At 69.3% G+C, this 14,244-nt stretch carries 8 protein-coding genes; 4 read left to right on the top strand and 4 right to left on the bottom strand.

Annotated elements, in window-relative coordinates; genetic code table 11:
• Positions 1 to 98: 98 nt before the first annotated feature.
• From V6B97_RS08335 to V6B97_RS08325, 3 genes are all read left to right on the top strand, one after another.
• Complete coding sequence (locus tag V6B97_RS08335; protein ID WP_333506040.1) at positions 99 to 1,025, top strand: ABC transporter permease; 927 nt, start codon at positions 99 to 101, stop codon at positions 1,023 to 1,025.
• Positions 1,022 to 1,867 carry an ABC transporter permease gene (locus tag V6B97_RS08330; protein ID WP_333506039.1) on the top strand — a complete coding sequence of 282 codons (846 nt, stop codon included), beginning with the start codon at positions 1,022 to 1,024 and terminating at the stop codon, positions 1,865 to 1,867. Before V6B97_RS08335 ends, V6B97_RS08330 begins: the two co-directional genes overlap by 4 nt.
• Positions 1,868 to 2,127: 260 nt before the next feature.
• Entirely contained in the window at positions 2,128 to 5,166 is a 3,039-nt protein-coding gene (locus V6B97_RS08325; RefSeq protein ID WP_333506038.1) for a PAS domain S-box protein, read from the top strand.
• Between the two features lie 233 nt (positions 5,167 to 5,399).
• On the opposite strand, the gene mltG is transcribed toward V6B97_RS08325, so the two are convergent.
• The 3 genes from mltG to V6B97_RS08310 all read right to left on the bottom strand — a co-directional run bounded on the left by mltG (position 5,400) and on the right by V6B97_RS08310 (position 11,581).
• The gene (gene mltG / locus V6B97_RS08320) at positions 5,400 to 6,989 is read right to left on the bottom strand and encodes an endolytic transglycosylase MltG (RefSeq protein WP_333506037.1); all 1,590 of its coding nucleotides are present in this window, start codon (positions 6,987 to 6,989) and stop codon (positions 5,400 to 5,402) included.
• 308 nt (positions 6,990 to 7,297) lie between these two features.
• A complete protein-coding gene (gene ruvX, locus V6B97_RS08315; protein WP_333506036.1) occupies positions 7,298 to 7,726 on the bottom strand; it encodes a Holliday junction resolvase RuvX in 429 nt (142 codons plus the stop codon).
• 252 nt (positions 7,727 to 7,978) lie between these two features.
• Positions 7,979 to 11,581, bottom strand: coding sequence for an FAD-binding and (Fe-S)-binding domain-containing protein (locus V6B97_RS08310; protein ID WP_333506035.1), 3,603 nt, complete (start codon positions 11,579 to 11,581; stop codon positions 7,979 to 7,981).
• Positions 11,582 to 12,026: 445 nt separating this feature from the next.
• Between V6B97_RS08310 and V6B97_RS08305 the strand changes: the two genes are divergently transcribed.
• Positions 12,027 to 13,493, top strand: a complete 1,467-nt coding sequence (locus tag V6B97_RS08305) for an ATP-binding protein (protein WP_333506034.1) — start codon at positions 12,027 to 12,029, stop codon at positions 13,491 to 13,493.
• A 263-nt stretch (positions 13,494 to 13,756) separates the two neighbouring features.
• On the opposite strand, the gene V6B97_RS08300 is transcribed toward V6B97_RS08305, so the two are convergent.
• Positions 13,757 to 14,107 (bottom strand): type II toxin-antitoxin system RelE/ParE family toxin, encoded by a 351-nt coding sequence (locus tag V6B97_RS08300; protein ID WP_333506033.1) that lies wholly within the window; start codon positions 14,105 to 14,107, stop codon positions 13,757 to 13,759.
• Between the last annotated feature and the right edge of the window lie 137 nt (positions 14,108 to 14,244).

Genomic DNA, 14,244 nt, shown 5'->3' with positions numbered 1-14,244 from the left:
CATCGGCCCTATCGGCCCTATCGGTAGGGCCCGCTTGCGGAGGGGCCGCCGTTGCCTGTACACCTGCCATACCTGCCCCCCAGCCGCCAGGAGCCGCCATGCCCACCCGCACAGCCAGCCCCGCCGCCGGAGCCGCGCGCCGCATGGCCGCGCTGTGCCCGTTGCTGGTGCTGCTGGCGCCCTTTCTGGCCGGGGTGGCCCTGACGGCGGCGCAGTCCCTGGGCTGGCTGCTGCCTGTGGCCTACACGCCGGAACCGGCCGCGCAGGGGCTTTTGGCCCCGGACGCGTGGGACGCGTGGGCCGGGTGGCGGCAGCTGGCGCAGCCGCACATGGCCGGTTCGCTGCTGCTGGGGGTGCGCGTGGCCGGGGTGTCGGCCCTGCTTGCCGTGGCGGGGGGTGCGCTGCTGGCGTTCGGGGTGTGGCGGCTGCCCGCCCGCATGCAGCTGGCGGCGCTGGTGTTCCGGGTGCCGCTGGTGCTGCCGCACATCGTGGTGGCCTTTCTGGCCATCGTGTTCTGGAGCCGTTCCGGCCTGGTTTCCGCCGCGTTGCACCGGGCCGGGATCACCGGCGGCCAGGCGGAGTTTCCCGCGCTGCTCTGGGGCGGCGACGGCATGGGCATGATCATGGCCTACACCTACAAGGAACTGCCCTTCGTCATGCTGCTGGCCGTGGCCTCGCTGCGGCGGCTGGACCCGCGCCTGATCGAGACGGCCCGCATGCTGGGGGCCGGGCGGTGGGCCGTGCTGCGCGACGTGGTGGCGCCCCACCTTGCCCCGGTGCTGCACGCCTCGTTCCTGATCCTGTTCCTGTACGCCTTCGGCGCGGTGGAGATTCCCCTGCTGCTCGGCGAATCCACCCCGGCCATGCCGGGGGTGGCGGCGTACGACCTGTACTTTCTGCGTTCGCTGGAGGACCGCCCGGCGGCCGCCGCGCTGCTGACCCTGCTGCTGGCGTGCTGCGTCGGGTTCGTGGCGGCCTACGTGCGGCTGGTGGCCGGGCTGCGCGGCCGGGAGCGCCAGCTGTGAGCCTCTGTGCCGGGCAGGGACGGCGCTCCGGATTGCCGGGGAGAGGGGGGGATTCGCGCGCGGGGCCGCGCCTGTTCCTGGGCCTGCTGTGGCTGCTGTTCGGTCTGCCGCTGCCGGTGCTGGCCCTGTGGGCCGCCGCGCCCGGCTGGGCCTGGCCCGACCTGTGGCCCGCCGTCCTCGGCGGGCGCACGGTGGCCTTCGTGCTGGCCAACCGGCAGTCCATCGCCGGGGCGCTGGCCTCGTCCGCCCTGTATTCGCTGGCCGTGGTGGCGGTGACCCTGTGCGCCTGCCTGGCCCCGGCGCGGCTGCTGGCCTTCGGGCGGTTTCGAGGCCGGGGGGCGCTGGAGGGGGTGCTGCTGGCCCCGGCCCTGCTGCCCGCCATGGGCTTTGCGCTGGGGCTGTACGGCGCCCTGGTGCGGCTGGGCCTTGCGGACACCCCGGCGGGCGTGGTGCTGGTGCTGTCGGTGGTGTCGTACCCGTACATGCTGCGGGCGCTGGCCTCGGGCTTCGAGACCGTGGGGCCGGACTACGGCCGCTGCGCCGCCAACCTGGGCGCGGGTCCGCTGCTGCGCCTGCTGGCCGTGGAACTGCCGCTGCTGCTGCCCGCCGCCGTGGCGGGCGGGTCCGTGGTGTTCCTGGTGGCCTTTTCCGACTATTTCCTGGTGCAACTGGTGGGGGGCGGGGTGGTTCCCTCGTTCACCGGATACCTGTTCCCGGTGCTGCAATCGCCGGACAGGGGGCTTGCGACCATGCTGTCGCTGGTATTCCTGGCGGTGCCGGTGGCGCTGTTCGTGCTGGTGGAGGGATTGGTGCTGGCCGTGTACCGGCGGCGCGGCATGTAGGGGGGCTGCCGGGGCGAAAGTGATGCCTTGCCGACACGGTGGCGCGTGCAATCCGCCACGTGGCGTGGTATGCTGCATCATGGACGTCTGTACCTGACGCACGGCAGGGGCCGTTGGCGGGTTCTCGCGCAAACGGGTCGTGTCCGGGGGGACGGACGGGGGGCGGGAATCCATGGCAGGGGCGCGGCGGCCGCACGGCGCGGCCCCGTGAAGGATGGTGGCGGGCCGGGGCCGGAACGGTGGCCCGCACAGGGGGACATATGGACTTCATCAGCATCGGGGAACGGACGCAGGCCCGCTGGCAGCAATCGCTGGACACCCTGGCGCGGCTGCTGGGCGTTCGCGTCGCCGCCATCGTGCGACGGCACCCGGGGGGGCTTTCGGTGCTGCTTTCCAGCGACACGGCGGGCAATCCGCTGGTGCCGGGCATGCGCATCGCCACCTCGGCGGGCGGAACGTACTACGACGCGGTCATCGAGGCGGGCCGGCCGGTGTATGTGCAGAACGCCCTGGACGACCCGCGCTGGCGCGACAGCCCCATGGCGCGGGCGGGCTTCGTCGCGTATCTGGGCTATCCCCTGCTGCTGCCCGACGGGCAGGTGTACGGCACGCTGTGCCTGCTGGACACGCGCCAGTGGCCGCCGTCCGACGTGCACCGGGCCATCGTGTCCGACTTTCACGGCCAGGTGGAGGAAACCCTGGCCCTGGTCTACGAGAACGCCCTGTTCGGCGCGCAGCAGGACACCCTGCCCTCGGCCGCGCTGACCGTGGACACCCGGGGCGTGGTGGCGCGGGCAAACCGCCGCTTTCCGAAGCTGTGGGGCATCGATGCCGACGCCGCCAGCCTGGCCGGACGCCCGCTGGCCGAGGTGAAGGCCCTGGCCGCCGCCCGCCTGCCGGACCCCGCCGCCATCGACGCCGTCCTGCCCGATGTCGCGGCCCGCGAAGCAGGCGGGCCGTCCGCCCGTCCGCCCGGCGAAACTGGCGGGGCTGGGGGATCTGGGGGACTTGGCGGGGCTGGCGGCCTTCCGGTGCAACTGGCCGACGGCCGCGTGCTGCGGCGCACCTTCCGCACCCTGCGCGACGAGCACGGACGGGTCTGGGGCAGCCTGTGGCTGTTCGAGGACGTCACCGCCGAGGTGCGCGCGCAGGAAGCGCTGCGGCGCAGCGAGGAACGGCTGAAGCTGGCCCTGGACGCCGCCAGCGAGGCGCACTGGGACTGGAATTTCGAGACCGGCGAACTGTATTGCAGCCCGCGCTACTACGAAATGCTGGGGTACGTGCCCGGCGAGTTCGAGTGCACCCACGATGCCCTGCGCGACCTGGTGCATCCCGACGACATGGCCGACGTGACGGCCGCCCTGTGCGTGCCCCAGGGGAGCTTTGCCGTGCCCGGCCTGTCCGGCCTGTCTGGCCCGGCCGTTGCCCGCGTGGTGGCCGGGGCCTGCGGGGTGGGCCAGTTCGAGGTGCAGTTCCGCCTGCGCACCAAGGACGGCGGCTGGAAGTGGATGCTGGCGCGCGGCCGCGTGCTGGCCCGGCGCGAGGACGGTTCCCCCGCGCGGGTGGTGGGCACGCACATGGACATCACCGCCGCCGTCAGCCAGCGCCTGGCGCTGGCCCGCAGCGAGGAGTTGTTCCGGGGCATCTTCAGCACCGCCTCGGTGGGCATCGTGCTGCTGGACCGCTTCGGCCTGCTGGTGCGGGTCAACGACGCCTGCGCGCGCATGCTGGGGTACGCCACGGAAGAAATGCGCGGCCAGCACTTCAGCCGGTTCATGCACGAAGAGGAAACCCCGCAGGCCGCCGCCACCCTGACCCGCCTGCTGGATCGCACCCAGGACGCCAGCCGCCTGCAGCACCGCCTGCGCCACAAGGATGGCGGCTACCTCTGGACCGACATCAGCGCTTCGCCGCTGGTGGGACCCGACGGCGAGGTGGAGGCGGCCCTGGCCATCATCGCGGACATCAACGAGCAGCGCGCGGCCCAGCAGGCCCAGGAGGACAGCGAGCGGCGCTACCGCGCCCTGTTCGAGAACGCCCAGGTGGGCATTTTTCGCACCCGCATCGCCGACGGCAGGTTTCTGGAGGCCAACGCCCGGATCATCGAAATGTACGGCTGGACGGACCGCGCGGAATTCATGGAAAAGATGCGCTCCACCGAATGGTACGTGGATCCCGAGGCGCGCGGCCGCATGGTGGCCACCCTGCTGCGCCGGGGGGAGTTCCGCAACATCGAGGTGGAGATGCGCCGGCGCGACGGCTCCACGGTGTGGTTCGAGTATTCCGGCAAGCTGGATGGCGACACCATCGTCGGCGTGGCCCAGGACGTCACCCAGCGCCGGGCGGCCGAGGCGGCGCGCCAGCGGTCCGAGGCGCACTACCGGCTGCTGTTCGAGGCCGCCGCCGACGCCATCTTCCTGCATGACCCCGAGGGGCGCTTCCTGGACGTGAACGAGGTGGCCTGCCGCCGCCTGGGCTACACCCGGCGCGAACTGCTGGACATGACCCCGCACGAACTGGATGCCGAGGAATTCGCCGAGCAGGTGGACGAGCGCATCCAGCGGCTGCGCGAGGAGGGCTCGCTGACCTTCGAATCGGCCCACCGGACCCGGAACGGCACGGTTCTGCCCGTGGAAATCCATGCCAAGCTGCTCGACTTCGACGGCAGGCCCGTGGTGCTCAGCATCGCGCGCGACATCACCGACCGCAAGCGGCTGGAACAGGCCCTGATGCGCGAGGCCACCACCGACCCGCTGACGGGCATCCGCAACCGGCGGCAGTTCTTCGTGGACGCGGAGCGCGAGATGGGCCGCGCCACCCGCTACGGCCGGCCGCTGACCGTGCTGATGCTGGACCTGGACCGCTTCAAGCGCATCAACGACCGCTTCGGGCACCACGCGGGCGACGCCGTGCTGCTGGGCTGCGTGCAGGCCTGCCAGCAGTCGCTGCGCGATACCGACATCCTGGGGCGGCTGGGCGGCGAGGAATTCGCGGCGGTGCTGCTGGAAACGGACCTGGACGACGCGCTGGCCGCCGCCGAACGGCTGCGCCGGGCCGTGGAGGAAATGGCCGTGCCCTTCGGCGGCCAGGACCTGCGCTGCACGGTGAGCATCGGCATGGCCCTGCTCGGGCCGGGCGACGCGGCGCTGGACGACATCCTGCGCCGGGCGGACTCGGCGCTGTACGCCGCCAAGGAGGCGGGCCGCAACCGGGTGATGCTGGCGCGCGCCACCAACGGCGGAATGGAGGACCAGAACCGCCGCTGGAGCAGCGGCGGCGTACCGCGCGGCAACGGCTGACCGGACGCGGCGCGGCGGTGCCCACGGGTATGGCGCGGCGGTACGGACGGCGCCAGGCGGGGGGGCCGGATGTGGCCGGATGTGGCCAGATGTGGAAAGACGCGGCCGGCTGAGCCGGACGGGGGAGAATGCAGGACGGGCGCTTTCCGGAGGGTTTCCGGAAGGCGCCCGTCAACGTTGCGGAATGGGGCGCACCGCCGCGTGCCGGGAAAGGCCGGGGGCGCGGGGGTCTGTTACGGCGCGGCAGGGGCGGCTGGCGCGGGTTGCGCGGGTTGCGCGTCCTGCGGGGCGGACTGCGGAGCGGGCTGCGGCTCTGTCTTGGGGGCCGGTGCGCCCGGCCCGGTGGATGCGTCGCCCCGGTCCGGCCTGTCGGCCTCTGTGCCCCTGTCCTTCCCGTCGCCCTTGTCTGTGTCGGCCGGGGCTTGCGCCGGTGCGGCGTTGCCCTCTGGTGCGGCGTTGCCCTCTGGTGTGGCGGCGGTTCCCGTGTCGGTGCCTGTATCTGTTCCGGTGGGCGGGCGTCCGGCCTGCGTGGCGGCGTCGGCCCCCGGCGTTGCGGGTATGGCGGCCTCGCGGGTGCTCCCGTTGGCCGGGGTGCCCTGCGTTGCCCCCCTGGTTCGCCCGGCGCGCTGGAAGCGGTTCACGGCGCGGTTGTGTTCGTCCAGCGTGGCGCTGAACTGGTGCGAACCGTCGTTGCGCGACACGAAGTAGAAATAGCCGTGTTTTTCCGGCGCGGTGGCCGCGCGCAGCGAGTCCAGCCCCGGCGAGCAGATGGGGCCGGGGGGCAGGCCGGGGCGGCGGTAGGTGTTGTACGGGTTGGCCGCGTCCTGGAGGTGGGGGCGGCGCAGGTTGCCGTCGAAGGTCTCGCCCAGGCCGTAGATGGTGGTGGGATCCGCCTGCAACAGCATGCCGGTGCGCAACCGGTTGGCGTACACCCCGGCCACGCGGCCGCGTTCCGAGGGCTGGCCGGTCTCCTTTTCCACGATGGAAGCCAGGATGATCAGCCGCCGCAACTCGTCGCGGGCGGGGCGGCCGTCGGGCCAGACCTGCGCGGCGCGCCGCCAGAAGGTGTCCACCATGCGCCCGGCCACGGCGCGGGCCGATTCCCTGTCCGGCACCGGGGACTTCTTGAGCAGGTAGGTGTCGGGAAACAGGAAGCCTTCCGCCGTGTCGAAGGGGATGCCCCAGTGGCGCAGGAAGGCCGGGTCGGTGATCACCGCGCGGAAGTCCTCCACGGTGACGAAGCCCTCGGCCTCCAGCAGGCGGGCGGTTTCCCACCAGGTCAGCCCTTCGCGCAGGGTGATGCGCGAGAGCACCGGCTGGCCGTTCACCAACTGGTCCAGCACGCGGAAGGGCGTCCAGTTGCTGTGCACCAGGAACCGCCCGGCCTTCAGCGAGGTTTCCCAACCGTGGTAGTGGGCCAGCAGCTTGAAGCGCCAGTCGCTGGTCACCGCCCCCTTGTCCACCAGTTGCTTCGTCACCCTGTCGAAGGTGGCGCCCGGCTCCACGTCCACGTACACGTCCGTTCCAGCGGGGCCGGGCGAGGCGGGCGGGGTGTTCAGGAAGCGCCAGGCGTCGTAGCCCGCGTAGCCGCACGCCAAAAGGCCCAGCAGGACCAGCGCCGCCAGCGCGCGCAGCAGCAGGCGCAGCACCGGGCGGTCCGGTGATGCGGTGAGCGGGGGCGGGGTGACGGGCTGCGGGACTTCTGTGAGGGGCGTAAGGGGCGTGGGGGGCGACACCGGCTCGGGCGTTTCCGGTTGCGTCGGTTCGGCCGGTTCCGCCGGCTCTGCCAGCGCCGTTAGTTCCGCCGGTTCTGTCGGCTCCACCGGTTTCACCGGTTCCGTCGTTTCGGACGTTTCCGGCGCGACCGGTTCCACCGACTCCACCGGTTCTACCGGCTCTGCCGATTTCGCCGCTTCGCCTGACTCCGTTGCTTCGCCCGATGCAGACGTTGCGGAGGTTGCGGGCGTGCCGGGTGCGTCCTCGGCGGCGGCTTCCGGTGTCGCGCCTGTATCGGGTACCGGCGCGTCGGGTACGGGTACGTCAGGCGTGGGCGCGTCCGCAGCAACAGCCGCCGACGGGTCGGAATTCGGGGGGGCTTTGGGGGTATCGCTCATGCGGTGATGCTATCCGGTCAGGCGGGGGTACGCCGGGATTCCGGCAGGTTGAGGAACGATTGCAGGATGCGCGCGGCCGCCTGCTGGTCCACCACGGCCTCCAGCGCCTTGCCGGAAAGCCCGGCGTCGCGCAGGTCGTCCTCGGCCTCGTAGGAACTCAGGAATTCCTCCATGAGGTAGACGGGCAGGGCGGTGCGGCGCTTCAGCCGTTCCACGAAGTTGCGCACCTGCCGGGTGGTCAGGGTGTCCGTGCCGTCGTGCAGCAGGGGCAGCCCCACCACGAAGGCTTCGGCGCGCTCCTCTTCGGCCACGGCCAGCAGTTCGGCGAAGAACCGGTCGCGGGTGGTCATGACGATGGTGCGGCGCGGAAAGGCCATGCTGCCGCCCGTGTCGCTGGCCGCGATGCCGGTGCGCCTGGTGCCGTAGTCGATGCCGAGGTACTTCATGGCAGGCCGGATGCTACGCCAGCGGGCGCGGTGGGGCAAGCTGGGGGGCTGCCAGGAGTGCGTTGGCACGCAATGTCATTAAGGGCAAGCCCCTATTGAAAAGTTTGAAGGGGTGGAGGGGGTCCGGGGGAGGAGGGGAATACTTTGCGGCAACTGTTAGGCGAGCGCTTGCGCGAGTCTTACAGTTGGCGACCGCAGAGCGTCAAAGTTTCCCCTCCTCCCCCGGTTCGTTCTTTCAGTCTTTGCTTCTTCTTACAACCCGCTGTCGTCCACCACCCGCACCCCGCCCTCATCCCTGGCGTGGTCGGCGGCCTTGCGCAGGATCTTGCGCCAGTCCGCGCCCTTGGCCAGTTCGGCCAGCCATTCCAGGGTATGCAGCACGGGGCGCTTGTCCTTGAGGGCCAGCATGGTGCGCTTGATGCCCACCTTGCACGAGGGGCAGCCCACGATGACGGGCGCGCCGTCGGCGTAGGTCATGAAGTCCGCCTCAAGGCGCATCCGCTTGCGGGCGCGCAGCTTGTTGTAGATGGCGGGCGAGGTCATGGCGCCCATGCCCGATTCGCCGCAGCAGCCGGGATTCACGCGCACCTTGGCCCCGGTGAAGGCGGCCACGGCCTGCGCGTAGATGTTGGCGGCCTTGCCCTTGTGCACGCCCACCCATTCGGCGTGGCACGAGGGGTGGTAGAGCACCTCGGTTCCGGCGGCGGGCTTTTCCGCACCCGTAAGGGCGTCGGCAGGCAGCCGTTCGAGCAGGAACTGCACCATGTCCATGTGGCGCATGGCCGGGGCGTTGCCCTGCGCGCCCAGCAGTTCGTGGTGCTGGATGCCGTCGCGGCACGAGCCGCAGGCGGTGATGACGTGGGTGACGGAAAGCCCCGCCGCGCGGGCCTTGTCCAGCGCGGCCCTGATGGCCTGCACGTTGTGGTCGCGGTTGGCGGCGAAGGCGTTGTCCGCCCCGGCGGACAGCAGCGGATAGCCGCAGCACAGGTGCTGTTCCGGCATGACCACGGCCACGCCGGATTTGAGCATCAGCATCAGCCCGGCCAGGCCGATGTTGCGGTAGAACAGCCCGCCGCCGCAGCCGGGGAAGTAGAACACCGCCTCCACGGGTTCGCCGGTGGCCGCCGCGCGCTCGCGGGCGCTGGCGGGCACGAAGATGCCGCCCTTGTCGAGCCGCAACGTCTCGGACAGGTTCTTGTAGCCCACTTCCGGGCCGGGACCGGCGAACAGCGGGTTCTCGAAGCGTTCGCGCCATCCGGCGGGCACCAGCCCCACGAAGCGGTTCTGGAAGCGCTGGCCCATGGACGCGGCCTTGGCCGCGCGGGGCACGCGCGCCGCCGGGTCCGCCGACAGCCATTCCAGCACCTTGCGCTTGATGGGGTGGCCGCCCGCGTTCTCCGATTCCAGGAAGGCGCGCATGGCCAGGGCCACGCCGGACGAATCGATCTTCACCGGGCAGACCGAGGTGCAGCGGCCGCAGCCGGTGCAGTGCTCCATCATGGCGCGCAGTTCGCCCAGCAGGAAGGGGTCGGGCCTGCCCTTGTTGACCTGCGAATAGTACACCGCCTCCACCAGCGCGCCGAGGGCGATGTTCTTGTTGCGCGGGTGGTATTGCAGCGACTGTTCCGGGTAGAACATGGGACAGACCTGCTTGCACTTGCCGCAGCGGGTGCAGATCTGCACGTTGGCCAGCAGCGCGATGAGCCGTTCCTTGTCGGGCAGGCCGCTCTGGCGGATGTCCTCGATGAGCCGGTTGAACGAGAAGGTGAACGGCCGCACCGGCAGTTCGCGCTGGGTCAGCTTGGCCGGGTTCAGCACGTTGCGCGGGTCCACGCGCTCCTTGAAGGCGCGCAGGGCGTCCATCTTCTCCTTGCGCAGGAAGGCGATCTTGGTGATGCCGATGCCGTGCTCGCCGGAAACCTCGCCGCCCACCTCCTGGGCCTTGGCCATGACGCGGTGGGCCACCTGCTCGGCGTTGTGCAGCATGACCGGGTCGTTGGAGTTGACCGGGATGTTGACGTGACAGTTGCCGTCGCCCGCGTGCATGTGGCTGGCCACCTCGATGCGGGTGGCCTGCATGTGGTCCTTGATGCGCTCTATCTTGCGGGCCAGGTTGGGGTGCGCGTTGGCCAGTTCGCCCAGAAAGACCACGGCGCGGATCTGCATTTCCTCGTCCGAGATGTCCTTGGCCGAAACCTCGCCCTTGGCCACCTTGGAGGCGTAGGTGAATTCGCGGTTGAACTCCCTGTCGTCCAGCGGCATGCCCGCCAGACGCCCCACCTCTTGCAGGGCCGAGCGGTAGGCGGCGGCCGCGCATTCCAGGTTCACCTGCTCCAGGAAGTCGGCGAACTCGGGCACGCCGTCGATGGGGATGACCACGTCCTCGTTGATCTTGAAGCCGGAGGTGCGCCGGGCGATGGCGGACAGCTTGTGGCGGTCCTCCCAGAATATCTCGGCTTCCTTCTCGTCGCGCGCGGCAAAGATGTCCGCCCCGTCGTAGGGGTTCACGATGTCCAGGATCTGGTGCACGGCGCGGTCCAGGTGGAACTCGTCGTCGCCGTCCAGCTGCACGATGAGCACCGAGATGGGGTCGCCCTCGTACTCCGTGGACTTCTTCTTGTATTCTATGGCCTTGACGTACTTGGAGTTGAACTCCTCCAGGGCCGATATCTTCACGTGGTCGCCTTCGCGGCGGATGGTGTCGCGGTAGCCCACCACGTCCTTGATGACCTGCATGGCGTTGTTCATGGAACGCCCGAAGAATTCCAGCACCAGCACGCGCTGGTGGGCCGGTTTCTTGTGCAGCACGAAGCAGGCTTCGACGATGATGCCGTCCACGCCTTCCTTCTGCATGCCGGGCAGGCCGCCCAGGGTCTTGTTGGTCACGTCCTTGCCAAGGCCGGGCAGGCGGATTTCGTCGCCGCGCAGCGACACCACGTTGCGCACGCCGCCGCTCAGGTCGCGGATTTCGAAGGTGGCCGTCTCTCCGGGCATGATCTTGTGGCGCGGGTGGTCCACCCGGGCCACGTCGATGATCTCGCCGGTGGGGGTGACCATGCGCCACGAGAGCAGGTTGTCCAGGGTGGTGCCGTACTCGAAGGCGAAGGGGCCGCCCGCGTTTTCCGCGATGTTGCCCCCGATGGACGAGGCCAGCTTGGAGGCCGGGTCCACGGTGAACAGCAGGCCCTTCTTGCCCGCCGCCGCGATGGCGTCGTTGGTGATGACCCCCGCCTCGCAGCACAGCACCCTGTTCTGCTCGTCGATGCTGACGATGCGGGTCAGGCGGCCAAGGCTCAGGATCACGGTGCGCTTGCGGGCGGGCACGGCCCCGCCGGTCAGGCCGGAGCCGCCGCCGCGCGGGATGATGGCGAACTTCATCTCGTTGGCCAGCTTGACCACCGCGCTGACCTGCTCGGCCGAGGCGGGGCTGACCACCAGCATGGGCAGTTCCATGCGCAGGTCGGTGGCGTCCGTCGAATTTTCCACCAGCGCGCCGGGGCGGGTGTCGATGCATTCGCGCGGCATGACGGCGGCCATGCGCTTCACCAGTTCGTCGCGGAAGGCCACCTCGGCCTCGTGCGCGCTCCAGAACATGGTGATGCCTTCGCCGATGCTGGTGGCGTAGTGGTGGGCAAGCGCCGCCTTTTCGCCCTCGAAACGCGCGCGAACGCTCGCTTTCACCGTTTCCGCGTCGATGAACGGGTTGTACACGACCAGAAACAGCTCTTCCGCGATTTCGATGGCAAGGTGGCGCACGGACTCTGGCCAGTCCTCGAATTCGTCCAGATTGATGCGCAGGATGCGGTTGACGACGAAATCCGCGGATATGGAGATATGCGGGCCTTTATGGGGCATGAGCGGGCTCTCTCTCGGGTTGCGGTGAGAGGAAGCCGTTGACTATAGGCGCGCGCGGCCCGGTTGGCAAGTTGAGTGAGCGCACGATGTTTCGGAGGGGGGCGGAGCGCATGGGAAACGGGGCGGTACCGGCATGGGCCGGGGGCAGCCGGTTTCCGGCGCGTGCCGGGCAGGGCGGTGGCCACGCCGGTGGGGCCTGTCCGCGCCAAAAAAATGTGCGGGATTTTTCTGTATTGCTGGATAGCATCAGTAGGATGATGCTATGGCGCGTTATACATACAATGTTGTATGGCACTATGTTATGTATAGTTTGTGCGTGCGAACAGCATATCTGTACAGCATCAACTCGTGCATGTTAACTGTAAGATCAATCAATTGATTGTAATTGACACATGGTCGCAATTGGTGTGTAGCGTGGTGCAAGCTCCAAGAAAGGAGGACCGTCATGCCGCACGCACTGCCACGCGCCGATGTCATGGGACGCCTTGCCGCGGACAACCCGTGGTGGGCCGACGAGATCGCCCGCCCCTTCGCGGCGGACCTGCCGCAGCGCGACCACTTCGCGCCATTCTTCGAACTTGCCGCCGACTGTGCCCTGCACCGGGCTGTGGTGCTCATGGGGCCGCGCCGGGTGGGCAAGACCGTGCTGCTGCACCAGATGGTGGACAACCTGCTGAAGCAGGGGGCCGAGCGCCGCCAGATCCTGTTCGCCACCCTGGACGCCCCGGCCTACACCGGCATGGGCCTGGCCGATTTCGTGGAACTGGCCGCCGAGATGGCGGGCCTGGACCCCGCCCGGCCGGGGTGGGTCATCTTCGACGAAATCCAGTACATGGCCGACTGGGAACACGGCCTGGACGCGCTGGCCGCGCGCTGGCCCGCCCTGCGCTGCACGGCGTGCGGTTCCGCCGCGCCCGCCCTGCGCCGCATGGGCGACGCCGAGGCGGCCGGGCGCTTCGCGGTGTACATGCTGCCGCCGCTGTCCTTCGCCGAATTCCTGCGCCTGTCCGGCGGGCAGCGCCGCGACATGAAGCAGCTGTTCACGCCCGAACGCATGGACGAACTGAACGAACTGCTGGTGCGGTACATGAATTTCGGGGGCTACCCGGAGGCCGTGGTGTCCGAACGGGTGCGCGCGGACATGACGCGCTTTCTGCGCAGCGAGATCATCGACCGGGTGCTGTGCAGCGACCTGCCCGGCCTGTACGGCATCTCGGACGTGCAGGAACTGAACCGCCTGCTGGCCGTGCTGGCCCTGAACAGCGGGCGCGAGGTGACCCTGGAGGACCTGCGCGGCGAATCGGGCATCGCCGTGAACACCCTGAAGCGCTACCTCGATTATCTGGAAGCCGCCTTCCTGGTGGTGCGGCTGCGGCGCATCGACGACGCGGGCCGCCGCTTCCGGCGCGACCGCAGCTTCAAGGTGTACCTGGCCAACCCTTCCATGCGCACCGCGCTGTTCGCGCCCATCGCCGGGCCGGACGACCCGGCCCTGCAACCCCTGCTGGAAACCGCCGTGGTGGGGCAGCTGCTGTGCAGCCCGGCCCTGTCCAGCAACACCTGCTACGCCCGCTGGGACGGCGGCGAGGTGGCGCTGGTGGGCCTGCACCCGGTGCACGGCAAGCCGGTGCTGGCCTTCGACATCCGCTGGAGCGACGAGGGCATCGCCACGGGCGCGCGGGGCAGGACGGGCGGCAACGGCAGCGGGTCCACGCCCCTGCGGCCGCTGTTCGAGTTCGCGCGGCGGCACAACGTGCGCAAGGCATACGTGACCACCCGCACCACCTTCACCGTGGGCGTGCAGGGCAAGACCGAATTCTCGTACCTGCCTGCGGGCATGCTGGCGTTCACCCTGTCCAGCCAGGCGGCGGAGCGGATTTTCGCCAAGCTGGTCACGGCGGACTGTGGGTAGGGGCGGAGCAGGGGGAAGAAGGGCACGGAGGGAAGGGCACGCCGGAACTCCAGAGATTGTTGACGAACGTCCCGCCGCCGCCGTGGCTGATGCAGGCGTTCTTGGCATCCTGCCACGACGGTGCATAATTCCCCTTGAGAAAATATTCTACCAGCAACGATACCAGCAGGTTCAGCGGGTATAGATGGACAATGATGGACGCAAAAAGAGCGCCTGCCTCCATGAAGAGGCACAGGCGCTTCGGGGCGGGCTTTGATGGTGTTTTATTCCGGCCTGAGGGTCATCAGCCGCTTACGGAGCATGGCGCTGATACTTCTTTGGGCGCGGGCGACCAACACTATCCAGACCATTCGCTCGGCTTCCATCGGCAGATACACCATGCGAAATCCCTTGATGTGGATTTCTTTGTATTCCCTGGAGACCTGGAGCAGTTCGGGCACGGGATGGCCGCGCAGGGGCAACGTTTTCAGTCTCTGCCCGGCGTCTTTGCGGATTGTTCCGGCCAATTCCCGCGCGGTTTCAGGGCCTTCATTGACGAGGATGTACCGGATGATTTCGACGAAGTCCTCCAGGGCTCCTTCGGCCCAGCGCACGTTCCAGACGTCATTGCCCATTGTGGGCCTTGATTATGGCGTCAATCCGATCCATACCTTCGTCAAAATCCACCGTCCGCCCGTGCTTCACGTCATCAAGCCGCAAAGCGAGCAACTGGAGCATGGCGAGGCTCTCCTGAGTGGCTTCCCACTCTTCC

Origin of the sequence: Nitratidesulfovibrio sp. 1201_IL3209, from assembly GCF_036763125.1 — a bacterium.
In the GTDB taxonomy this organism is placed as follows: domain Bacteria; phylum Desulfobacterota; class Desulfovibrionia; order Desulfovibrionales; family Desulfovibrionaceae; genus Cupidesulfovibrio.
The sequence above is the reverse complement of the archived record's forward strand: the minus strand, read 5'-3'. Positions and strand labels throughout refer to the sequence as shown.

Coding starts and splice junctions, on each gene's coding strand:
- V6B97_RS08310 (WP_333506035.1), bottom strand. CDS start 11,581: ATGCCCCATAAAGGCCCGCATATCTCCATATCCGCGGATTTCGTCGTC.
- V6B97_RS08305 (WP_333506034.1), top strand. CDS start 12,027: ATGCCGCACGCACTGCCACGCGCCGATGTCATGGGACGCCTTGCCGCG.
- V6B97_RS08335 (WP_333506040.1), top strand. CDS start 99: ATGCCCACCCGCACAGCCAGCCCCGCCGCCGGAGCCGCGCGCCGCATG.
- V6B97_RS08300 (WP_333506033.1), bottom strand. CDS start 14,107: ATGGGCAATGACGTCTGGAACGTGCGCTGGGCCGAAGGAGCCCTGGAG.
- V6B97_RS08325 (WP_333506038.1), top strand. CDS start 2,128: ATGGACTTCATCAGCATCGGGGAACGGACGCAGGCCCGCTGGCAGCAA.
- ruvX (WP_333506036.1), bottom strand. CDS start 7,726: ATGAAGTACCTCGGCATCGACTACGGCACCAGGCGCACCGGCATCGCG.